General features: G+C 71.0%; 19 protein-coding genes and 1 tRNA gene. 3 read left to right on the top strand and 17 right to left on the bottom strand.

Going from position 1 to position 20,537, the window contains the following annotated elements; genetic code table 11:
* Nucleotides 1–14 precede the first annotated feature (14 nt).
* Together ACWGO0_RS30660 and ACWGO0_RS30655 are read left to right on the top strand one after the other, a co-directional pair.
* On the top strand, nucleotides 15–677 hold the full coding sequence (locus ACWGO0_RS30660; protein WP_453542284.1) for a MerR family transcriptional regulator: 663 nt from the start codon (nucleotides 15–17) through the stop codon (nucleotides 675–677).
* Entirely contained in the window at nucleotides 674–1,369 is a 696-nt protein-coding gene (locus ACWGO0_RS30655) for a Crp/Fnr family transcriptional regulator (RefSeq protein ID WP_453542266.1), read from the top strand. The genes ACWGO0_RS30660 and ACWGO0_RS30655 overlap by 4 nt, the downstream gene beginning before the upstream one ends.
* Before the next feature lie 12 nt (nucleotides 1,370–1,381).
* On the opposite strand, the gene ACWGO0_RS30650 is transcribed toward ACWGO0_RS30655, so the two are convergent.
* From ACWGO0_RS30650 to ACWGO0_RS30620, 7 genes are all read right to left on the bottom strand, one after another.
* Entirely contained in the window at nucleotides 1,382–3,004 is a 1,623-nt protein-coding gene (locus ACWGO0_RS30650) for a hypothetical protein (RefSeq protein ID WP_453542263.1), read from the bottom strand.
* Nucleotides 3,001–3,894, bottom strand: coding sequence for a protein phosphatase 2C domain-containing protein (locus ACWGO0_RS30645; RefSeq protein WP_453542260.1), 894 nt, complete (start codon nucleotides 3,892–3,894; stop codon nucleotides 3,001–3,003). The genes ACWGO0_RS30650 and ACWGO0_RS30645 overlap by 4 nt, the downstream gene beginning before the upstream one ends.
* A gap of 238 nt (nucleotides 3,895–4,132) precedes the next feature.
* Entirely contained in the window at nucleotides 4,133–4,810 is a 678-nt protein-coding gene (locus ACWGO0_RS30640) for a vWA domain-containing protein (protein WP_453542257.1), read from the bottom strand.
* A gap of 20 nt (nucleotides 4,811–4,830) precedes the next feature.
* The gene (locus tag ACWGO0_RS30635) at nucleotides 4,831–6,606 is read right to left on the bottom strand and encodes a vWA domain-containing protein (RefSeq protein WP_453542254.1); all 1,776 of its coding nucleotides are present in this window, start codon (nucleotides 6,604–6,606) and stop codon (nucleotides 4,831–4,833) included.
* Nucleotides 6,603–8,918 (bottom strand): hypothetical protein, encoded by a 2,316-nt coding sequence (locus ACWGO0_RS30630; RefSeq protein WP_453542251.1) that lies wholly within the window; start codon nucleotides 8,916–8,918, stop codon nucleotides 6,603–6,605. The genes ACWGO0_RS30635 and ACWGO0_RS30630 overlap by 4 nt, the downstream gene beginning before the upstream one ends.
* On the bottom strand, nucleotides 8,915–9,841 hold the full coding sequence (locus ACWGO0_RS30625) for a hypothetical protein (protein ID WP_453542248.1): 927 nt from the start codon (nucleotides 9,839–9,841) through the stop codon (nucleotides 8,915–8,917). The genes ACWGO0_RS30630 and ACWGO0_RS30625 overlap by 4 nt, the downstream gene beginning before the upstream one ends.
* A 152-nt stretch (nucleotides 9,842–9,993) precedes the next feature.
* On the bottom strand, nucleotides 9,994–10,809 hold the full coding sequence (locus ACWGO0_RS30620) for an exodeoxyribonuclease III (RefSeq protein WP_453542245.1): 816 nt from the start codon (nucleotides 10,807–10,809) through the stop codon (nucleotides 9,994–9,996).
* A gap of 66 nt (nucleotides 10,810–10,875) precedes the next feature.
* On the opposite strand from ACWGO0_RS30620, the gene ACWGO0_RS30615 reads away from it, so the two are divergent.
* Nucleotides 10,876–11,361, top strand: a complete 486-nt coding sequence (locus ACWGO0_RS30615) for a GNAT family N-acetyltransferase (protein ID WP_453542242.1) — start codon at nucleotides 10,876–10,878, stop codon at nucleotides 11,359–11,361.
* 18 nt (nucleotides 11,362–11,379) lie between these two features.
* On the opposite strand, the gene ACWGO0_RS30610 is transcribed toward ACWGO0_RS30615, so the two are convergent.
* From ACWGO0_RS30610 to ACWGO0_RS30565, 10 genes are all read right to left on the bottom strand, one after another.
* Nucleotides 11,380–12,180, bottom strand: a complete 801-nt coding sequence (locus tag ACWGO0_RS30610; RefSeq protein WP_453542239.1) for an alpha/beta fold hydrolase — start codon at nucleotides 12,178–12,180, stop codon at nucleotides 11,380–11,382.
* A 68-nt stretch (nucleotides 12,181–12,248) separates the two neighbouring features.
* Entirely contained in the window at nucleotides 12,249–12,995 is a 747-nt protein-coding gene (locus tag ACWGO0_RS30605; RefSeq protein WP_453542236.1) for a FadR/GntR family transcriptional regulator, read from the bottom strand.
* 5 nt (nucleotides 12,996–13,000) lie between these two features.
* Nucleotides 13,001–14,053 (bottom strand): D-erythronate dehydrogenase, encoded by a 1,053-nt coding sequence (gene denD / locus ACWGO0_RS30600; RefSeq protein WP_453542233.1) that lies wholly within the window; start codon nucleotides 14,051–14,053, stop codon nucleotides 13,001–13,003.
* Nucleotides 14,050–14,862: a 2-oxo-tetronate isomerase gene (gene otnI / locus ACWGO0_RS30595; protein ID WP_453542230.1), complete on the bottom strand. Its 813-nt coding sequence runs from the start codon at nucleotides 14,860–14,862 to the stop codon at nucleotides 14,050–14,052. Before otnI ends, denD begins: the two co-directional genes overlap by 4 nt.
* A 52-nt stretch (nucleotides 14,863–14,914) precedes the next feature.
* On the bottom strand, nucleotides 14,915–16,222 hold the full coding sequence (locus ACWGO0_RS30590) for an MFS transporter (protein ID WP_453542227.1): 1,308 nt from the start codon (nucleotides 16,220–16,222) through the stop codon (nucleotides 14,915–14,917).
* 51 nt (nucleotides 16,223–16,273) lie between these two features.
* Entirely contained in the window at nucleotides 16,274–16,948 is a 675-nt protein-coding gene (locus tag ACWGO0_RS30585) for a class II aldolase/adducin family protein (RefSeq protein ID WP_453542224.1), read from the bottom strand.
* Nucleotides 16,945–18,225: a 3-oxo-tetronate kinase gene (gene otnK, locus ACWGO0_RS30580; RefSeq protein WP_453542221.1), complete on the bottom strand. Its 1,281-nt coding sequence runs from the start codon at nucleotides 18,223–18,225 to the stop codon at nucleotides 16,945–16,947. Before otnK ends, ACWGO0_RS30585 begins: the two co-directional genes overlap by 4 nt.
* A 1-nt stretch (nucleotide 18,226) precedes the next feature.
* Nucleotides 18,227–19,144, bottom strand: coding sequence for an L-threonate dehydrogenase (gene ltnD, locus ACWGO0_RS30575; protein ID WP_453542218.1), 918 nt, complete (start codon nucleotides 19,142–19,144; stop codon nucleotides 18,227–18,229).
* A gap of 308 nt (nucleotides 19,145–19,452) precedes the next feature.
* Nucleotides 19,453–19,953 (bottom strand): hypothetical protein, encoded by a 501-nt coding sequence (locus ACWGO0_RS30570; protein ID WP_453542215.1) that lies wholly within the window; start codon nucleotides 19,951–19,953, stop codon nucleotides 19,453–19,455.
* 429 nt (nucleotides 19,954–20,382) lie between these two features.
* Nucleotides 20,383–20,456: transfer RNA gene (locus tag ACWGO0_RS30565), tRNA-Ala, on the bottom strand.
* Nucleotides 20,457–20,537: the final 81 nt, after the last annotated feature.

Below are 20,537 nucleotides of genomic sequence, written 5' to 3'. Positions count from 1 at the left end.
ATCGTGAGTACCGCATGGAGGAACTGGCCAAGGAGGCCGGTATCTCCGTACGGACCCTGCGCTTCTACCGGGAGCGCGGCCTTATTCCACCACCCCGCCGCGAGGGCCGGATCGCCTGGTACGACGACCACCACCTCGCCCGCCTGCGCACCGTGACGGGCCTGCTGGAACGCGGCCACACCCTCAACGGCATCGCCGACCTCGCCGCCACCTTCGACAGTGGCCGCGATGTCGCCGAAGTCCTCGGCCTGGGCGAACCCACCGAGGAGACCCCGGTCCGCCTCACCCCCGAGCAGCTCGCCGACTACTTCGAGGGCGAGGCCACCCCGGAGAATCTCGCCGCAGCCCTCGACCTCGGCTACCTCGGCACCGACGGCGACGAGATCGTGCACATCAGCCGCCGCCTCCTGGACGTGTCGGCGGAGCTCGTACGGGAAGGGGTGCCGCTCGCCACGGTGCTCGCCACGGGCCGCCGCGTCCGCGAACACGCCGACGCGCTCGCCGAGCTGTTCGTCGAGGTCCTGCGCGCCCACATCGCCGAGCAGGAACCGGCCCAGCTCCGGCCCCTGGCACGGGCCGTGATGGACGCGGAGCTCTCCATGGCGCTGGACCGGAGACTGCGCCGCGACGAGGACACCCGCCCCCCGGGCTCCTCAGGCACTACGGCGGGCGCATGACCGTCCCGGTGCCACGGCGCCCCGGCAGCGCCCCCTTCTGGTCCCTGCTCGACGAGCCCGCGCGGGCCGAGCTGTCCCGCCTCGGCCACCTCCGCGGCTTCGCCCCCCGGACGCACCTGCTCCAGCAGAACGAGATCAGCGACCACCTGCTCGTCGTGCGGCGCGGCTGCGTCAAGGTCTCCGCCCACTCCGCCGAGGGCTATCTCGCCGTCCTCGCCCTGCGCAACCCCGGCGACCTGCTCGGCGAACAGGCCGGACTCGACGGCGGCCCGAGGTCCGCGACCCTGACCGCACTGACCCCGGTCGACGCACTCGTCGTGCCCGCCCTGGCCTTCGACACCGCCGCCCGGACCCTGCCCGTCATCACGGCGGCCCGGCAGCAGGTCCTGTCCGCACGGCTGCGCGAGGCCGACCGGCACAGGGCGGCGGCGGGCTCGGACGCCGTACAGGCCCGCCTCGCCGCGCTCCTGCTGGAACTCGGCGGCGTCTACGGGCGCCGCACGGCCGCGGGCTCCGTACAGATCGCGCTCCCGCTCTCCCAGGACGATCTGGCCGGCCTCGTCCTGTCCTCGCGCCGCACGGTCAGCCGCGTGTTCGAGCAGTGGCGCGGCAGCGGCTGGGTGACCACGGGGCGCAACCGGCTGGTCATCGACGACCCCGACGCCCTGAAGCAGCAGGCCGGGGGCCTGTAGGGCGCGGTCCCTTCACACCTCGTCCCAGGCGAGCGTCCGCAGTCCGTACTCCTCCGCCACCGGATTCCAGCCCGCGACGAAGTCCTTCTTCGCCGTGGTCGCGAGCGTGTTCTGCTCGGTCGCCTCGTCCCAGTCGGACGAGGACGTCACCTGCTCCCTGGTGCAGCCGTCGGCCATGTCGGCGGCCAGCCGCGCGTAGGCACGGTCGGCCGCGGCCGACGCCTCCCAGCCGGCCCTCAGGTCGGAGGTGACTCCGGAGGGCAGCTCGTCGACGGACAGGGCCTCCAACTCCCGTACCAGTCGGTCCCGTTCGTCACCTGCCTCGTCGAACACGTCCTTGGCCGAGGCGAGTTCCCCGGACCCCGGGCAGTTCGTGAGCACCGTCACCGCCGCCGCGACGCTGCCGCGGTTGCCGTCGTTCTCGCGCACCAGGGAATCCAGCGCGTTCGCCTGCGCCTCGCGGTCCCCTTCCGCGCTCGCGCTCTCGCTCCCGTCGGCCGTCGAAGAGTCGCCGGCCGTGCCCCCGCTCGTACGCTCGGAGCTCGTGCTCGTGCCCGTACCGCCGCCGTCCTCGAACGGGCCGAGGTCCAGGGACCAGGCCCCGAACAGGGCGAGTGCGGCGAGCGTGGCGAGCACGCGTCCCGCCCGGCCCTTCGGGCGCTGCGGTGACACCTGCGGGCGGCTGAGGTGGGTCGACGGTGTGTGGGCACGCTGCGGGCCCTGCGGAACGGGAGAAGGCGGTGGGGGTGGTGGTGGTTGCGGGTTCGGTACGGCGGCAGCCGACTCCGCCGCTGCGGACAGCGGACCGAGCCAGGCGGCCATCGCGGGCCGCGCGGCAGGATCGAGCGACAGACCGCGTTCCGCGAGCGCGGCCACGGCCGGGTCCGCACGGCGCAGCGGGCCGAGATCCGCACCGTCCTGCTCGCCGAGGAACAGCCGCACGGCGAGCAGGGAGAACTTGTGGACGACACTCTCGGCCGTGTCGGTCCGCTCGCCCTCCGGCAGACTCCACCCGACGGTCTGCGTCGCGGGCAGCGCCTCCCGGCCGCCGAGCACCATGGAATCGCAGTCGATGACGAAGCAGCTCGTCCGGGGCCGGAGCGAGAAGAGGACGTTCTTCGGGGAGAGATCCCGCAGGACGACCCCCATGCCGTCCAGCCGGTCCAGGGTCCTGGCGAAGTCCAGCAGCAGTTCGAAGCGCTGGCGCGGGGTGACCGCGAGCCCGATCCGGTTGAGGTACGCGTCACCGTTGAGCAGGAACTCGAAGCCCGCCGCCTTCACGGGTGCGCCCCGGGACGGCTCGATGAAGAACGCGTCCGGGATCTGGCGCATCAGATAGCCACAGACGCCCGCCTGGTCGGTCACCAGCATCAGCGGCCAGGAGGTGTGCTCGCTCAGCCACTCGCCCGTGGCGGCCGGCTGCTTCGGCAGATAGCCGACCATGTCGCCGAGCACGTCGGCCCGCAGCCGCTGGCGGCTCCCGGCCTTGTACTCCTTGTACGCCATGGGCCACTTGTTGTTGATCCGGAAGTTGGTGACGGCCCAGACCTGGCCCTCGCCGCCCGAACCGAGCTCGTCCCCCTTGACCAGCCTGTCCACGGAGATGTCCGGCGCGGACCCCGGGGAATCGCTCATGGCCGCTGCTCCTCCAGCCGGTGGCGCGGCCAGACCGCGAGAAGGGTGCGGTCGTCGTCGAAGGTCTCCCGGGAGAAGTCCAGCAGATGGGCCAGCATCCGGGGCTCCCGGGGAGGACGCATCAGCGCATCGGCCATCAGCACGCCGACCTGCCCCGAACCGTCGCCCAACGGGTCCCCGAAACCGTCCGTGCCGACGAGCAGCGTCGCGTCCGGCGGCAGAACGTGCCGCCACACCCGCGGACCGGCCGGGACCCGGGGCAGGGCCAGGACGGCCGAGGTGACGACGGAGTCGCCGTCGTCGCCCCCCTTGCTCGCGAGGAGCGGGCGGTACACGCCGTCGCGGAACTCCCACGCCGCGGTGTCGCCGATCTGCACCAGGTGGACGTCCAGCTCCCCGTGGGGCCGTGCGGTGACCGTTCCTGCCACCAGCGTGGTGGCCAGCTTCCGCTGCGTCTCGGCCCGTTGCGCGGCGGTCGGCTCGGCGCCGCCCGTCACACGCATGAACAGCTGCCAGGCGGCGGCGCTCAGCACGCGCTCCCAGTCGGGCTCCGCCCGGTCCTCGTCCAGCTGGGTCAGCAGATCGCGCACGGCGGTCCGGCAGGCCAGCGCGGCTCCGACATGCGAGTCAGGAGCGCCCGAGACCCCGTCCGCCACCGCGAACACCACCGTCCCGGTCGGCTCGTGCACGGCGACGATCAGGTCGTCCTGCCGGGGCCTGCCGTCGAAACGGTGCGCGTCCCCGCGCACGGAGGCGAGCCGCACCGTGAGGTGCGGGGTGGACCAGCCGTCGTACACCGTGTCGGGGCGGTACGGATCCGATGGCGGCGGCTTCGGCTCGAAGACGGAGGTGGGCCTGCCCACGGGGATCCGGTCCCAGTAACCGGACATCACCGGCTGCCGCCGCGCGGGAAGACGGGGCGGCCGGGCGTGCTGGGGGCGCGGCGGTGGAGGAGAGGGCGGTGGCGGTTCCGTCAACTCGCGCTGCACATAAGGCTGATAGGGCTGCGGGGCGTACACCGGCTCCCCGTACCTCCCAGCACCCTCGGAGCCCCCGGAGCCCCGCTGGGTATCCCTCTCGTCCGGATCCGGCTCGTCCTTCCGGTGGCGGAATGACATGGGCGACACCTCACACCTCGTCGATCAGGATCCGGAAGCCCTCCGGCCGCTCCACCACCAGCTCCGCACTGCCCGCCGCCATCGCGTTCCCCGACTCGACCACGCTCTTGGTCAGGGCCGTGAAGAACTTCGCGATCGCCGGGCCGAGCTGGGCCCCGGGAAGCGAGATGAAGGCGAACTGCGCCTGGGTGGCGACGGCGAGGATGGTCTGCTCCTGCGCCTCGCCGATCCCGCAGGCGATGATGTTGGGAGCCGCCTTGGTCGTCGCACGGTCGACGAGCCGGCGATGCGCCGCCTGCCAGTCCTCCCCGTAGTTGGGCTGCCCGTCGCTGAGGAAGAACACGGCGGGCCTGTGCACCCGGTAGCCCTGGCTCTTGAGCGTCTGCACGTCCTGCGGAATCCGCCGCAGGAGCGCGCTGAACGCCGCCTCGTAACTCGTACCACCACTGGCGGTGAGCCGGGGCAGCTCGTTCTCCGCCCGCAGATCGGCGAGGATCAGGCGCTCCGTAACGGAGTTGGAGAAGCCGAGCACGGAGAACCGCACCTTGGCCGCCGCCATCGGCTCGCCGAGCAGCGACTGGTGCAGCGAGGCCATACCGGCGTTGAGATCACCGACGTACGGGTTCATCGATCCCGACTCGTCGACCAGGACGTACACCGGCAGCAATTGCCCCAGAGTCTCGGCCATGACTGTGTTTCCCTTTCTGCTTACGGAAGTGTCGTGCCGGGGGTCAGTCCCTCCGGGCACTCCAGGTGAAGTTCCATCCGCCCCGCCAGCGCGCTGCGCCCGAGGTGCAGCACCGTGTTCTGCAGCAGCACGGAGAACCGCACCGCCGACTCGGACAGGTCCGAACCGGGCACGGCCACCACACCCAGCTCCGGCAGGCTCGCCAGGCGTCCGGTCAGGTCGGGCCGGGCCGCCGCTCCGATACCGCAGACGACGAGGTGCGGGTGGTAGTGGTGCCGCATCAGCTCCGCGTGGACGGCCGGCCAGTCGCCGCCGTCCTCGGCCGGCTGGGCCGTGAGGAAGAAGACGACGGGGCGCAGGACCCTCGGTACCTGCTCCTTGAGCCGCTCCATGTCGAGCGGCAGCAGTTCCAGGAGGCGCTGGAACACCGGCCGGTACCGGCAGGCCGTACCGGGCACCAGCTCGGGCACGGAGGTTCCCCAGGTCAGTTCGACGAGCGGCATCAGCACCTCCGCGCCCTCCGCGTACGTGAGGACGGAGACCCTGATCGCCGAGGCCACGTCGGGACTGTTGACCAGCGCGGTCTGCAAGGACCGCAGGGCATTGGCCAGTTCGATCCGGCAACCGGCGGCCCCCGGTGAGACGTCGAGGACCACATAGACCGGCATCAGCCCGGTGGCGGGCGGGGACTGCGGTGCTTGTGGGGACTGCGGACTCTGCGGGGACTGCGGTACTTGTGGGGTCTGCGAGCCACCGCTGCCGCCCCACCGCACGGGCGCGGGCACCTGCTGACCGGCCGGTCCCGGCCCCCCGCCGGCCCCCTGCCCGCCGCCCCCGGGGCCCGACAGCTGGAGCGGCAGGGGCAGCGGTGCGGCCAGCGGGTCCATCCCGGCCGCGCCGCCCAGCGCCCCCCGGCGCAGACCCGGCAGATCGATCTCCCTGACCACGCCCTTCTCGATCAGGTACTTGACCATCTCGACATGCCGCTCTTCCCGGATCTCGGCCCGGGCGACCTTCGATTCCTCCAGGCGCATCAGGAGGTTCATGGCCTGCTCCGTATCGGCCGGATGCTTGGCCAGGTGTTCCAGGATCATGCCCCTGAAGTCCAGTTGCAGCCCGGCGAGCACCTGGCGTTCCTGCTGCTCGCGCCTGATCCGCGCCTCGTGCTGGATGTCCTTGAGCCGCTCACCGCTGTGCGTCTGGCCCTCGGCCGTACGGTGCTTCTCCCGGCCGAGCACGCGGCCGCGCTCCGCCTCCAGGAGCTGCTGCACGAAGACGCGCGCCGCCGCGTCCGGTTCGATCAGGACCGTGCAGTGGTAGATCGTGATCCCTTCGGGCAGCGGCATGGCCGTGGCGAAGGCGCGGTTCATGTGGTCCTGCGCGTCGACCGCCCGGTCGATGGCGAACTGCGCCGCGTAGACCCGCATCCGGGCGGTCAGATAGCCGTAGACGACGGCGAGGGCGTCCCGGACGTTCCCGCGGACCACCTGCACCGGGTCATGGACCCGGAACCCCACATCGAAGGTCGCCTCGAAGCGGTGCCCGCCGTCACTACAGGTCAGCGGGGTGTTCGAGAGCCTTCCGGTACGCCGGTGGTCGCTCAGGTCGACGACGTAACAGTCCTTGTTCGCGTGCAGGAAGCGCTGCGTCGGCGAGCGGTCCCGCCTCGTCTCGGTCTCCCACGGGCCGTGCTCGACCGGGTACACGATCGCCACGCTCGGCGGCAGGTTCTCCAGTTTCCCCGCACGGCGGCGCACCACGGGCTGTCCGTTGTTCAGGATGAGAGAGAGCGTCATGTCACGTGCTCCAGGTCGAGTCGAGCGTGTACGGCGGCGGCGACGACCGGCAGCGGGGCCAGGTTCTCCGGGTCGGTCCAGCCCTCGGCGAAGCGCCGCAGGGTCTGGCCCGAACGCGGGTCCTGGTAGGCGATCGCGCCGATCATCAGCAGGAACATGTCCCGCAGACGGACGTCCTTCTCGGCCTGCGCGGCCCAGTCACCGATCACCTGCTCGGCCCGTTCGCGCAGGAAGAGATGGTTGAGCGCGTCGCGCCACAGCCCGACGTACGCCTCCCTCATCCCCTCCCTCGTGTGGGCGAGATAGAGCAGGGCTGGCCAGGCGGGCACCACGCCACCGGTCTGCCACTCGCCGCTGTCCACGATCAACTGCGAGCAGACGATGAGGAAGGCGAGCAGCGCAGTCGGCCGGGCCTGGTGCTTCGCCGCTCCGTCCCGCAGCACCCGCAGAGTCCGTTCCGCCCGCTCGTGATCGTCCGCCAGCAGGTCGGTGAAGCTGCGCCCCACGGCCACCGCGACCGTCCAGTGGTCCACCACCGCGAGCCGGCCCAGCTCCTCCTCCGAGCGGTCCCCGAGCACCCCCATGCCATGCACGCGTGCCGCCGTGGCCTGCCCCATCGGCGCGGTCCGGTCGACCAGCCACGCCTCGACGAGCACCGCCGCCTGCTCCTTGACCCAGGCGTCCTCGCAGCCGACGGACAGGGCGTAGGCCACGGCGTCCCGGAGCTTGGCGTCCTCGCTGTGCGCCCACGCGTGCAGGAGGTGGTCGCAGACATAGGTGTACGACTCGGCGGCTATGACGCCGAGGGACGCGGCGCCGTAGATGCGCACCTGTTCGGCGGGGTCGTTGACCAGAGAGGTCAGCCACTCCAGCAGTTCCGTCTGGATGCCGTACTGGTTCCAGGCGTGCCGGATGACGCGCGGCGGATAGCCGGGGTCCTTGTACTCCAGGGCGTCCCCCGGCTCGCCGCGGTCCCGCTGCACGGTGCGGCCCGCCTGGCGCTGCTTGCCGACCGTGCGGGCGCGCAGGCGGGCCAGCCGTCTCCGGCGCGGCTGCGCGAACGGGTCGTGGACATGGGGGAGGCGGCCGTCGGGTCCCGGCGCTCTGAGGTACGGGGACTTGTCGTCCAGCAGTTGTTCCAGGGTGCGGGCGGCCTGGGCGACGTTCTCCTGGGGCAGGCCGTTGAGCACGGCGAGCGCGAGCGCGAAGCAGCGGGTCGAGCGGTCCGGCAGACTCTCGACCCAGATCTCGAAGTCCTCGTCCGCCAGCCGGTTACGGCTCTCCCTGATCCGCTGCGGGTCCAGCTCACCGGCCTCGTAGTCGTCGGCGAGCACCGCCCCCAGCTCGGCGGCCTGCCGGCACGCGGGGTCACCGGCGAGCAGTTCGCCCAGCAGCTCGTTGACGTCCGCCCGCGCCAGCAGCCGGTCGGCGTGGCGCGCGCCCAGCCGCCAGCGCACATGGGCCCGCGTCACGGCCAGCGTGTCCGGTACCTCGGTCAGGTCGAGCACCCCGGCGAGCAGCTCGCTGTCCGCGACCTCCGTGCTCGCCACGGTCAGGACCATCCAGGCGTTCGCGTGGGACAGCGCCCCCTGGACCTTCTCGTAGACCTCGCCGCTGAGGTTGCCGATGTCGGCGGGCTGGTCGAGCAGGAAGCCCACGCCGCTCTCGATGCCGCCGGCGCCGCTCTCCAGACTGTCGGCGAGCGCGGCGAGCGCGACCTTGCTGTCCAGGTGGTGGATGGGCCCCTCGCAGGCGCCCTGGAGCAGACGGACGGCGAGGGCGCTCTTGCCGTACCCGGGCGCCCCGCGCAGGATGATGATCTTCTGCCGGAGGAGGGCTTCCCGGGCCGCGCCGAACTCCGCCGGCTCGTGGTACGCGTGCCGCACCCGCTCGTCGATGAGCGGGGACAGGACGCGCGGCTCCTTGCGTCCGCCGTCGACGAGGACGTACTTGTTCCCGCCGACCACATCGCCCTGGACGTTCGCGAAGGCGTTCTGCAGATGGCCGTGGCGCATCGAGCCCTGGCCCAGCTGCCCGGTGGCCTCCGAAGCCTCCGGCCCGGCACCGGAGGGTGTGGGGGTGGGCTGGCCCCCGCTGTCGGGCCCGCCACTCTGCGGGGGACCGCCCCCGCCCGGCTGGTCCCCACCGGCGGGCGGCGGCTGACCGGCACCCGGACCCGGACCCGCTCCCTGGCCCGGTCCGGGTGGTGCGGGCGAACCGCCCGCACCACCCGTCGGACCCCCCGTACCGCCCGCCGGGCCGCTCCCCCCTGCGGCACCGGCGGGCGGAGCTCCCCCGGTCGTTGTGGTCATGGCCGCCTCTCGGGACGTGAAGTCCCGTACGAGACGGTCTTGTTGCCCGCCACCTGGTCACCGTGGACGACCCCGGCGGTGAAACTCACGGTGGGCGGGGCGGGACTGGACGGAGGCGCGGCCTGCGCTTCCGGCACGTCCTGCACGTCCTGGACTTCCCGCGCCTCCCGCGCCTCCCCCGGGCCCGACGAGTGCGGCTGCCCTCCCGAGCCGCCGCTGCGGTCCCGCTGCTCGCGGCCGCTCCCCCGCGCCCGACCGGACTGACCCGGTGGCTGGGCCTGCGCCGACCGCCCACCGCGCCGGGCCCCCGCCGGTGGCGCCGTCGCCGTCAGGCCGGGCGGCGCGGGCAGCCCGGGGACGGTCACCCAGCTCTCGATCGTCAGCCCGTGCTTGGCCGCGAACGGCATCCGCAGATACGCCGCCGGGTCGATCCCGCGATGCGCGTGCCGGACCAGGCCGCGGTAGATCTCGTCGGAGACGACGAAGACCATCCGGGACGACTCCGCGGCACTCAGCACCTCGCGCAACGGCCCCGCGTCCACGAGCCGGCAGGCCGTGTTGACCGCGTCGCCCGACCACCCCTGCGGGTCCTTCGTGACCAGCCCCTGATGCAGCGCGAGCCGGAAGCGCATGGCGTACGCCCGGCTGAACATCCTTGCGCACTGGACCAGTTCCTCGTCGAGTTCACGGACGAACGGCCCCACGAGCGCGGCCGGCGCGACCGCCCCCGAGACGATCATGAGGACCCCGTCACCGCGGTCCTCGAAGGAGATGTCACCCAGCTCCACACCCGCCCGGGCCAGCGCGGCTTCGAGGACCTCGTACATCGTTCCCCGCAACGACCGCTGCACCGGATCGGGGCGCGTACTGAAGTTCTCGATGTCGAGAACCATGATCCAGCAGTGTGTGGCTTCACCCGTCATGGCCGTACCTTTCCGGAGCAGCTCAGCTCAGCTGCACCAGTAGTACGACACGAACGCGCGTCCGGTCTACGACAGTTGACTCACAGCCAGATATGGCCGAATCACTACCGTAGAGCTCCGGCCCACGGCGTCACGCCCTCCGACTGCCGGGGTCACCGCTCGTACGTGACCGTCACCGGCGCATGGTCGCTCCACCGCTCCCCGTGCGTGGCGGCACGCTCGACCCACGCCTTGACCGCACGCGCGGCCAGCCCCGGGGTCGCCACCTGATAGTCGATGCGCCAGCCCGAGTCGTTGTCGAAGGCGCGACCCCGGTAGGACCACCAGGAGTAGGGCCCCTCGGCGTCCGGATGCATGGCTCGCACGACGTCCACGTACGCCGCCTCGTCGAAGACCCGGGTCAGCCAGGCGCGCTCCTCCGGCAGGAATCCGGAGCTCTTCCTGTTGGCCTTCCAGTTCTTCAGGTCGGCCTCCTGGTGCGCGATGTTCCAGTCGCCGCAGACCAGGACCTCGCGGCCCTCGGCGGCCGAGCGCTCCCTGAGCCCCTTCAGATACGGCAGGAACACGGCCATGAACCGCTCCTTCTCCTCCTGCCGTTCCGTGCCGACCTCACCGGAGGGCAGATAGAGGCTCGCGACCGTGACGCCCGGCAGGTCGACCTCCACGTACCGACCACTGGCGTCGAACTCCGCACCCTCGGCCCCGGCGAATCCGCCGAAGCCGGTCTGCACCCGCTCCGGCGCGTGCCGCGTATAGAGGGAGACGCCGGCCCGGCCCTTGGCCGCGGCGGGTGCGTGCACGACGTGCCAGCCCTCCGGCTCCCGCACCTCGGCGGGGAGCTGCTGCGGCTCCGCGCGGACCTCCTGGAGGCAGATCGCGTCGGCTTCGGTCTCCGCCAGCCACTCGACGAAGCCCTTCTTCGCGGCGGCCCGGAGTCCATTCACATTTACGCTGGTGACAGTGAGCATCAGGGAACAATACCGACAGGCCCGGATCCCCGGATCGCCAGATCGCATACATGTACCATGTTCCGTATGAATATCCAGACGCGGCCTTTCGACCACCCCGATGCCGTCAAGCTCAACGACCAGGTCCAGCTCGAATACATCGAGCGCTACGGGGACGGGGGTGACGTCACCCCCCTCGACGCCACCATGTTCGACCCCCCGAACGGGCTGTACCTCCTCGCCTACGACGAGTCCGACCGCCCCGTGGCCACCGGCGGCTGGCGCTCCCAGGAGCGGAACGAGGAGGGCTACTCCGACGGCGACGCCGAGATCAAGCGGATGTTCGTGGTGCCCGAGGGCCGCGGACACGGACTGGCCCGCCGCATCCTGGCCGCCCTGGAGGCCGACGCACGCGCCGCGGGCCGTACGCGCATGGTCCTGGAGACCGGCGACCGGCAGCCCGAGGCGATCGCCCTGTACACCTCCAGCGGCTACGAGACCTGCTCGAAGTTCGGCCACTACCGCGACTACCAGAGCAGCATCTGCATGGCCAAGCCGCTCCAGGAGTCCTGATCGGGCTCACAGGCAGGCTCACAGGCAGGCGAGGAACCCGAGCAGGGCCGCGTTGAACCTCTCCGGCTGCTCCAGGTTGGGCAGGTGGCCCGCCCGGTCCACGACGGCGAGCCCGGAGCCCGGGATCAGTCCGTGCGTCACCCGGGCGTCCTCGACCGGCGTGTAGCCGTCGTCTGCGCCGACGACGATCAGGACGGGCACCCCGGCGCCCGCCAGCGACTCCCGGTAGTCGGGCCGCTCGGCACGCCCGCGCAGGGCGGCGGCGGCCCCCTCGGGCGCGGTGCCGCGCATCATGCGCAGGACATGGGCGGCGACTTCCGGCAGCTCCGTGACGTTGTACGGGGCGAGCATCCGGTCGATGACCTCGTCCGCGTACCCGCCCATCCCCTCGGCGAGCAGCCGGTCGGCCATGGCGTTACGGAAGACCCTGCCCTCCTCGGTCTCGGCGAGCGGCGAGGTGTCGGCGAGGACAAGACCGAGGACCCGCTTCCCGTACGCGCGGTGGAACTCCATGGCGATCTGCCCGCCCATGGACAGCCCGCAGACGGCCGCCCGTTCCACCCCGAGGTGGTCGAGGAGTACGGCGATGTCGTCCGCGAAGTCCGACAGCAGGGTGCGGCCCGGTACGACGCCGCTGGCGCCGTAGCCGCGCAGATCCGGCGCGATCACCCGGAAACCGGCCCGTACGAGCACTTCCACCTGCGGCTGCCACATGCTCCGGTCGAACGGATGCCCGTGCACGAGGACGACGGGCAGTCCGCCGGACGGTCCCAGGTCGTCGTAGGCCATGCCGAAGCCGTGCCGCGTGGTGAATTCCATGCCGCTGTGTCCCATCCCCCAGGTCCGAAACCTCTGCGATCACCCTAGGGCCTCGCGTTCGGACCGCGTCAGGGAGCGGCGTCGAGATCCACTTCGAGGTCGTCCGTCTCGGTCCAGAAGCGCTCGTCCGCCTCCTGGAGCCGGCGGGCCGCGTGCTTCATGTGCCGGCGCACGGCGGCGCGCGCCGTCCGGGAGTCGCCGGCCTCGATGGCGACCAGGATGGCGTGGTGCTCCTGCCGTACCGCTTCGATGAAGTCGTCCCGGCGCGCCTCGTTGGCGCGTGTGACGCGGATGCCGCTGCGCAGCACCTCTCCGAGGTAGCGCACCGTCGAGACCATCACCGCGTTCCCGGTCGACTCGGCGATGGACCGGTGGAAGGCGAGATCCTCGTCCACGCCGTCGCCGCCGGCCGCGACCGCCGCGTCGATCGCGTCCAGGGCGAGGCGCATCCGGGCGAGGTCGGCCGGTGTGGCACGGGTCGCGGCGAGGTAGGCCGCCTCGCCCTCCATGGCACGGCGCACCTCAGCGATCTGCAGCACCTTGGACTTGGTGTCGGCGCTCTCCAGGTCGAGCGGCCGGGTGCGCCGGGGCATCACGAACACCCCGACCCCCTGGCGCGCTTCGACCAGGCCCGCGTTGCGGAGCCTGGACACGGCCTCGCGCACCACCGTGCGGCTGACGCCGAGCTGTTTGCCCAGCGCCACCTCGGTCGGCAGCTTGTCGCCCTCCGCCAGCCGCCCGGACTCGATCTCCTCCGAGAGGATCGCCGCGACCCGGTCCGAGAGCCGGACGGAACCACTCACCTTGGAAAACATGGTCTTCAGTCTATCGGCGCGGACCCCGCGGCTCCGGCTTCGTGCAGCGCACCGGCCGTGACCGCGTCGGCGTGGTCGTCGAGATAGTCCCGTACGACCGACTCGAAGCTCGGGTCGGACTCCAGGCCGAGCGCGAGGGCGCGCGCGTTGTCGAAGGCGGCGGGCCACGAGCCCACGATGGCCTCGATACCGGGATCGGGTGCGATCGTGACGAGTCCGGCGACGGCTTCGCCTGCCACCCGTCGCAGGGTGTCCAGCATCTCGGCGACCGTGACGGTGAGCGCCGGAAGGTTGACCGGCACCCCGCCGTCGAGCAGGCCGGGCCCGTCGCCGCGCTCGGCCTCGGCGACGCGGAGGATTCCCTCGACGGTGCGCCGCGGCGAGGCGAGGGCGACCCGGAGGCCGGGGCTCACCGGGCAGATCGCCGGGAGGCCCGCGAGAGGCTCGCGGACGATGCCCGAAAGGAAGCTGGAGGCCGCCGCGTTCGGCTTGCCCGGCCGTACCGACACGGTCATCAGGCGGGTGACGCGTCCGTCGACGAAGCCGCGGCGCGTGTACTCCGCGACCAGTTGCTCGCAGACGAGCTTCTGGGTCCCGTAACTCGACCGCGGCGTGGGCAGGGTCGACTCGCTGACCACCTGCGGCAGCGGCAGCGCGGAGTCGGAGCCGTAGACCGCGACACTGCTGGAGAACACCACCCGCGCCGTCGGCCCGCCGTCGGCCGACTGCGCCCTGGCTGCTTCGAGCAGCGCGCGCGTCGTGTCCACGTTGGCCCGCATGCCGAGGTCGAAGTCCGCCTCGCACTCGGAGGAGACCGCGGAGGCGAGGTGGATCAGCACATCCACCGGCTTCGCGAACAGCTCGTCGAGACGGTCGGTCAGATCGCCCCGCACGATGTCCACGAGCGGGTCGGCCGCCATCGGCGACTCCTGCGGTACGAAGCGGTCGGCGAGCACCAGCGCGTCGACCGGCGTACCGCGGAACGTCCGCTTCTTGAGCAGTGCGGCGGCGACCTGCTGTCCCAGGAAGCCGAAGCCACCCGTGATGACGATCCTCATGCGTTGTCTCCTGTGTAGTCCTTGTAGCCCTTGAGCCAGCCGAGGCCCTCGCTCGTACCGGCCCGGGGGTTGTACTCGCAGCCGATCCACCCGTCGAAGTCCAGGTCGTCGATGACGCCGAACAGATGACGGATGTTCAGTTCGCCCTGGTCGGGCTCGTGCCGGTCGGGCACGCCCGCGATCTGCAGATGGCCGACGCGTCCGGTCGGTACGTCACGGCGCAGGGTCGTGGTGAGGTCGCCCTCGGTGATCTGGCAGTGGTAGAGGTCGAGCTGCACCCGCAGATTCGGGGCTCCCACCTCCCGCACCACGGCGTGGGCCTCGGCCTGTGTACTGAGGAAGTAGCCGGGCATGTCCCGGCCGTTGATCGGTTCGATCAGGATGTCGACGTCCACCGCGGCGGCCCGCTCGGCGGCCCGGGCGAGGTTGGCCAGGTAGGTGTCGCGGTGCCGGGACGACTGCGCGGGCGTCGCGCCCGGCTCCACAAGACCGGCCATCACGTGCACGCGCGGGCAGCCGAGCGCCGCCGCGTAGTCGAGTGCCCTGTCGATCCCGGAGAGGGCTTCCGCCTCGCGCCCGGGGAGCGCAGCGATCCCGCGCTCCCCGGAATCCCACGCTCCGGGAGGCGCGTTGAAGAGCACCTGCCGCAGGCCGTGGTCGTCGAGCCGACTGCGCAGGGCGGTGGCTTCGTACGCGTAGGGGAAGAGGTACTCGACGGCCTGGAAGCCGTCGGCCGACGCCGCCGCGAAGCGGTCGAGGAAGTCGTGCTCGGTGTACATCATGGACAGGTTCGCGGCGAACCTCGGCATGTGCCTGCTCCTGTACTTCGGACCGGGGCCTGACCCGGTCAGCGGTTGACGGTCAGCGGTTGACGGTCTGCTTCTTGGTGGTGAGTACCGCGCCGGCGCCGATGACGAGGCTGAGCGCCAGGATGTACATCGGCAGCGAGGTCGAGCCGGTGGCGTCCTTGACCGCGCCGATCATGTAAGGGCTGACGAAGCCGGCGAGGTTGCCCACGGAGTTGATCGCCGCGAGGCCGGCCGCGGCCGCGGTACCGCCCAGGAACGCGGTGGGCAGCGACCAGAACAGCGGCGCACAGGTCAGCACACCGGCCGCGGCGAAGGACAGCGCGATCAGGGACAGCACGGTCGAGCCGCTCCAGCTCGCGGCCAGCGCGAATCCGACGGCGCCCATGAGGCTCGGGACGACCAGGTGCCAGCGGCGCTCGCGGCGCTTGTCCGCCGAGCGGCCGAACAGGTTCATCGCGATGAGCGCGGCCACGAACGGTATGGCGCTGAGCACGCCGATCTCGAGGCCGCCTTCGATGCCGGTGGACTCGATGAACGTGGGCATCCAGAAGGTCAGGGCGTACTGGCCCATGATGAAGCAGAAGTAGATGAGGCACATCAGCCACACCTTGCGGTCACGGAAGGCGTCCAGGACGCGGCCGTGCACCGAATGGTGCTCGGCGTCCTTGGCGATCGCCTGCTCGACGACGGTCTTCTCCTCTTCGGTGAGCCACTTCGCGCTGCGCACACCGTTGTCGAGGTAGAAGAACGTGACGACACCGATGATGAGCGCGGGGATCGCCTCGATGAGGAACATCCACTGCCAGCCGTTCCAGCCGCTGACGCCGTCGAACGTGTCCATGATCCAGCCGGAGAGCGGGTTGCCGAAGATGCCTGCCACCGGGATGGCCGACATGAACATCGCGATCACGCGGGCACGGCGGTGCGAGGGGAACCAGTACGTGCAGTAGAGGATCACCCCCGGGTAGAACCCGGCCTCCGCGGCTCCGAGGAGGAAGCGGAGCACGTAGAACGTCATCTCGTTCGTGACGAACACGAACGACGCCGAGACCAGACCCCAGGTGATCATGATCCGGGCTATCCAGGTACGGGCACCGATGCGCTGGAGCATCAGGTTCGAGGGGACCTCGAAGAGGAAGTACCCGATGAAGAACAGGCCGGCACCGAGGCCGTACGCGGCCTCGCTCAGCCCGAGGTCGTCGGACATCTGCAGCTTCGCGAAGCCGACGTTGACCCGGTCCAGGTACGAGAAGACGTAACAGAGGATCAGGAAGGGGACGATGCGCCGTACGACCTTGCGGAAGACGGCGTTCTCACGGGCGAGGTCGGGGGCCTCTGGCTTCGTGACGGGGATGGACATGGCGGAAACCCTTCGTGCGGCTCAGGGGATTCTCGGGTGAGCGGGAGTCGGTCACCACGCGGCGTCGAACGTGTCCCTCAGTTCGTCGAGCGCGTGGGCGGGCAGTGGCTCCGGCCGGCGGCCGGTCAGGAGCCAGAGACGTGCGGTCTCCTCCAGTTCTTCGAGTACGGCGAGAGCGGTCGCCGCGTCGGGGCCCCAGACCACGGGGCCCAGCCGGTCGAGCAGGACGGCTCTGATCGGTGTGCCGTTCGCTGCGCGGCCGGCGATCAGGCCGTCCACGAGTCCGGCCACGCGTGGGTCGCCGGGCCGGTGGTAGGGGACGAGCGGGACGTGGCCGACCTTCATCACGTAGTAGGGCGTGAGGGGCGGGAGCACGTCGTCCGGTTTCCACACACCGGCCAGGGTGAGCGCGACCAGGTGCGTGGAGTGGGTGTGAATGACGAACCGGGCCGTGGGGTCGGCCGCGTAGATACGCCGATGGAGCGTCAGGGTCTTGCTGGCGCGGTCGCCGCCGGTCTGCTCGCCCCGGTCGTCGACCAGCGCGAGGCGCCGGGGTTCGAGGAAGCCCAGAGCGGCGTCGGTGGGCGTGATCAGAAAACTGTCGCCGACGCGGGCGCTGATGTTGCCCGCACTGGCGTGGACGTATCCGCGGCCGAACAGGCTGGTGCCCACCCGGACGATCTCCGCGCGGGCCTCGTCCACGGCGGTGTCGGGGAGCCGGGTCACGCGGCCTCCTCGTCCAGGAGGGCGAACGCGGTGGTGAAGAAGCCGGGGCCACCGAAGTTGCCGGACTTGAGGGTGATGTGGAGCGTGTCCCCGTCGGGGAGGGCCGCCGCGCACCACGGCACACCGGGGTCGATCTGCGGTCCGATCCGCATCCCGGTGATGCCGAGCGCCTGGACGACCGCTCCCGATGTCTCGCCGCCAGCGACGACGAGCCGGCGGACTCCCTGCTCCACGAGCCCCTGGGCGATGCGGGCGAGGGTCTGCTCCACGAGCGCTCCGGCCTCGGCGGCGCCGAGCCGGCCCTGGACGGTTCGGACCGCGTCGGGCGCCTCGGTGGAGTAGACGAGGACCGGTCCGTCGGCCAGGTGCGATCCGGCGAAGGCCAGGGCCTGACCCGCCACGTCCTCACCGGCCGCGATACGCAACGGGTCCACGCTGAACGCGGGCCGGCCGCTGCGCAGGAACTCCAGCACCTGGCTGTTCGTGGCGGCGGAGACCGATCCGGAGACGACTGCCTGGTGGCCACCGGCCGGTGGCAGCTGCGCGGCGGCGCGGGACGGCTCGAACTCCCAGTTGGCGGGCAGTCCGATCGCCAGGCCGGAGCCGGCGGTCACCAGGGGCAGCTGCCCGACCGCCTCGCCCAGGCGCACGAGGTCGTCGTTGGACACGGCGTCGACGACGGCGATCCCGATGCCTTGCTTGCGGAGGTCGTCGATGCGGGCCCTGATCGCCCCGGCACCGCCCGCAACGACGGTGTGGTCGATGAGGCCGACCGTACGCCCGGTCTGCGCGCCGAGGACGTTGACCAGGTTGGAGTCGGTCATCGGGGTGAGCGGGTGGTGGCGCATGCCGCTCTCGCCGAGGAGTACGTCACCGACGAAGAGGTGCCCCTTGAAGACCGTGCGTCCGTTGTCGGGAAACGCGGGCGTCGCGATCGTGAAGTCGGCGCCCACCGCGTCCATCAGGGCCTCGGTGACCGGCCCGATGTTCCCGGCAGGCGTCGAGTCGAAGGTGGAGCAGTACTTGAAGTAGATCTGCTCGGCGCCCAGGGACCGCAGCCATTCCAGTGCCCGCAGCGACGCCTCGACGGCTTCTGCGGCCGGTACGGTACGCGATTTGAGCGCGACGACGACGGCGTCGGCGTCCATCGGCAGGCCGGTGCCGTCCGGTGGTACGTCGATCACCTGGACCACGCGCATGCCGGCCCGCACCAGGTTGTTGGCCAGGTCGGTGGCGCCGGTGAAGTCGTCGGCGATGCATCCCAGTCGGATTCCCATGTCAGACCTCCTCCTGCCCGGGCAGGTCGATCCCCGGGAAGATCTTGATGACCGCGCTGTCGTCCTCGGCGCCCAGACCGGCCGCCGACGCGTGGAGGAACATCTGGTGGGCGGTGGCGGCGAGAGGGAGCGGGAACTTCTCCGGCCGGGCGGAGTCGAGCACGAGGCCCAGATCCTTGACGAAGATGTCGACCGCGGAGAGCGGGGTGTAGTCACCGGCGAGCACGTGCGCCATGCGGTTCTCGAACATCCACGAGTTCCCTGCGCTGTGCGTGATGACTTCATACAGCGCCTCGGCCGGCACGCCAGCCCTGATGCCCAGCGCCATCGCCTCGGCTGCCGCGGCGATGTGCACCCCGGCGAGCAGCTGGTTCACGATCTTGACCTTCGAGCCGAGTCCGGCGCGTTCGCCCAACCGGTAGACCGTACTGCTCATGGCGTCCAGCACCGGACCGGCGACCGCGTACGCCGCGGCGGCTCCCGAGGTCATCATCGTGAGCTCACCGGCCGCCGCACGCGCGGCGCCACCGGAGATGGGCGCGTCCAGGTAGAGCACGCCCATCTCCGCCAGGCGCCCTTCCAGCTCGGCGGACCAGCCGGGATCGACGGTGGAACACATCACGAAGACGGAACCGGGCCGCAACCGCTCGGCCGCCCCGTCGGCGCCGAAGAGCACCGACTCGACCTGCGCGGCGCTGACGACCACCCCGACCAGGACGTCCACGACGGCCGCCAGCTCACCGGCGGAGGCAAACGCGGTCCCACCCTCACGGGCGAAGTCGGCCGCCACCTCGGCCCGCCGGTCGTGGACGTCCACGACGTAGCCCGCGTCCCGCAGGCTGCGGGCCATGCCGAGCCCCATGGCCCCGAGTCCCACCACGCCCACGCGCGGCAGCACCGGACTCTCCTGGTCGTTCATGCCTTCCTCATCTCGCTGTAGGGATCGGGTCATATGATGACCTGAAGACAAGGAAGTGCATACTGTGATGCCGGTCACACAGAACAGCGGAAAGCGGCGAACCCGGTGGCATGCCTGGAATCCGCCCGACAGAACTCGTCGAATCCGAACAGGATCTTCATCGGACCGATAGCCCGCCCCCACTACTCATCCGGACTCATCCAGACCTGAGTAGCCACCCCGAAGCGGCACGCAGCGCAGGGCGCGAAGCACGCCGAAGAAACAACCCGCCCGCCCGGTCGCGTGATTTGAGTGAAAGCTCCGTTCCGCTAGGAGCCGGGCGGCAGCAGTTCTCGGGTCAGGGCGAAGGCGGCCGTGGCGGTGGACAGGAGGGCGTTGATCCTTCCGAGGATGCGGGCCGTCTTGTCGGCGTCCTGCGCGTCGACGGCAGAGGCCAGGTCGTCGGCGTACTCCCGCGCCCGCACCGCCTCATCGGGCGTCGCAGTGCCCGCGTCCGCCTGCAGGGCGTCGATCAGGCGCTGGTGGGGGATGTCCGCCGCGTTCGTACGGTTGCCGAAGCCGCCGTGCGCCACCGCTTGAGCGCTGTTGACGTTCGCCACGACGAAGCCGCCCGTTGCCGAGGAGATGTGCACTCCGCCGTCTCCCGTCCAGAGGAACTTGCTCTCGTATTCGGCCCAGCCCTTGCGCGTCACGCCGTACGCGCCGAACCGCCAGCCCTTGACCTTGATCAGTTTGTGCTTGAGCGGCTCGTCCAGGATGCGCATCGCGTCAGCCCGGTTCCATCCTCGCTCGATGAAGTAGTCCGCCATCCTCACGTGCGAATGCGGGCCCACGGCCCGCCGGCAGATCTCGCGGAATGCCTGCCCCTGACACATCTCCAACTGGCCCGGAGCAAGTGACGGCGCGGGCAGCCGCCACCTATGCACGGCTCCGCGGATCCACACGAACAGCGTGTAGCCCGCCCAACAGAGCAATCCGATCAATACAACGGGTGCCAGCTCCACACTCATCACCCTCCCCCGTTGACCTCAAGTCAACGCATGCTAAGGCGAGTTGGTGCGCAATGAAACGGATTCCGGCCGACGAGTGCGGGCGCCGAGGCGAGGGGTGTCTCGAAAGCGCGGCGACTCGGCGCATTCAGTCATTCACCCTGTGTCGCGACAGCTTGCTGCACTCCACTGCCGCACAACAGCTCAAAGCCCCTACCAGGTGAACCCGGTAGGGGCTTTGACGTGCGGTGGACCTGTGGGGATTTGAACCCCAGACCCCCTCGATGCGAACGAGGTGCGCTACCAGACTGCGCCACAGGCCCTTGCAACGAGTGAAACTTTAGCACCCCCACAGGGGTGCTTGGAAATCCGTTCCCCGCTGGTCAGCGGAGTCGGCGTCCCGT

The organism is Streptomyces sp. NPDC055749 (assembly GCF_053617235.1).
This window is presented reverse-complemented; position numbering and strand designations above follow the sequence as displayed.

What these genes read in the sequence shown, in the direction of transcription:
- ACWGO0_RS30660 (WP_453542284.1), top strand. Translation starts at nt 15, where the DNA reads ATGGAGGAACTGGCCAAGGAGGCCGGTATCTCCGTACGGACCCTGCGC.
- ACWGO0_RS30655 (WP_453542266.1), top strand. Translation starts at nt 674, where the DNA reads ATGACCGTCCCGGTGCCACGGCGCCCCGGCAGCGCCCCCTTCTGGTCC.
- ACWGO0_RS30650 (WP_453542263.1), bottom strand. Translation starts at nt 3,004, where the DNA reads ATGAGCGATTCCCCGGGGTCCGCGCCGGACATCTCCGTGGACAGGCTG.
- ACWGO0_RS30645 (WP_453542260.1), bottom strand. Translation starts at nt 3,894, where the DNA reads ATGTCCGGTTACTGGGACCGGATCCCCGTGGGCAGGCCCACCTCCGTC.
- ACWGO0_RS30640 (WP_453542257.1), bottom strand. Translation starts at nt 4,810, where the DNA reads ATGGCCGAGACTCTGGGGCAATTGCTGCCGGTGTACGTCCTGGTCGAC.
- ACWGO0_RS30635 (WP_453542254.1), bottom strand. Translation starts at nt 6,606, where the DNA reads ATGACGCTCTCTCTCATCCTGAACAACGGACAGCCCGTGGTGCGCCGC.
- ACWGO0_RS30630 (WP_453542251.1), bottom strand. Translation starts at nt 8,918, where the DNA reads ATGACCACAACGACCGGGGGAGCTCCGCCCGCCGGTGCCGCAGGGGGG.
- ACWGO0_RS30625 (WP_453542248.1), bottom strand. Translation starts at nt 9,841, where the DNA reads ATGACGGGTGAAGCCACACACTGCTGGATCATGGTTCTCGACATCGAG.
- ACWGO0_RS30620 (WP_453542245.1), bottom strand. Translation starts at nt 10,809, where the DNA reads ATGCTCACTGTCACCAGCGTAAATGTGAATGGACTCCGGGCCGCCGCG.
- ACWGO0_RS30615 (WP_453542242.1), top strand. Translation starts at nt 10,876, where the DNA reads ATGAATATCCAGACGCGGCCTTTCGACCACCCCGATGCCGTCAAGCTC.
- ACWGO0_RS30610 (WP_453542239.1), bottom strand. Translation starts at nt 12,180, where the DNA reads ATGGAATTCACCACGCGGCACGGCTTCGGCATGGCCTACGACGACCTG.
- ACWGO0_RS30605 (WP_453542236.1), bottom strand. Translation starts at nt 12,995, where the DNA reads ATGTTTTCCAAGGTGAGTGGTTCCGTCCGGCTCTCGGACCGGGTCGCG.
- denD (WP_453542233.1), bottom strand. Translation starts at nt 14,053, where the DNA reads ATGAGGATCGTCATCACGGGTGGCTTCGGCTTCCTGGGACAGCAGGTC.
- otnI (WP_453542230.1), bottom strand. Translation starts at nt 14,862, where the DNA reads ATGCCGAGGTTCGCCGCGAACCTGTCCATGATGTACACCGAGCACGAC.
- ACWGO0_RS30590 (WP_453542227.1), bottom strand. Translation starts at nt 16,222, where the DNA reads ATGTCCATCCCCGTCACGAAGCCAGAGGCCCCCGACCTCGCCCGTGAG.
- otnK (WP_453542221.1), bottom strand. Translation starts at nt 18,225, where the DNA reads ATGGGAATCCGACTGGGATGCATCGCCGACGACTTCACCGGCGCCACC.
- ltnD (WP_453542218.1), bottom strand. Translation starts at nt 19,144, where the DNA reads ATGAACGACCAGGAGAGTCCGGTGCTGCCGCGCGTGGGCGTGGTGGGA.
- ACWGO0_RS30570 (WP_453542215.1), bottom strand. Translation starts at nt 19,953, where the DNA reads ATGGCGGACTACTTCATCGAGCGAGGATGGAACCGGGCTGACGCGATG.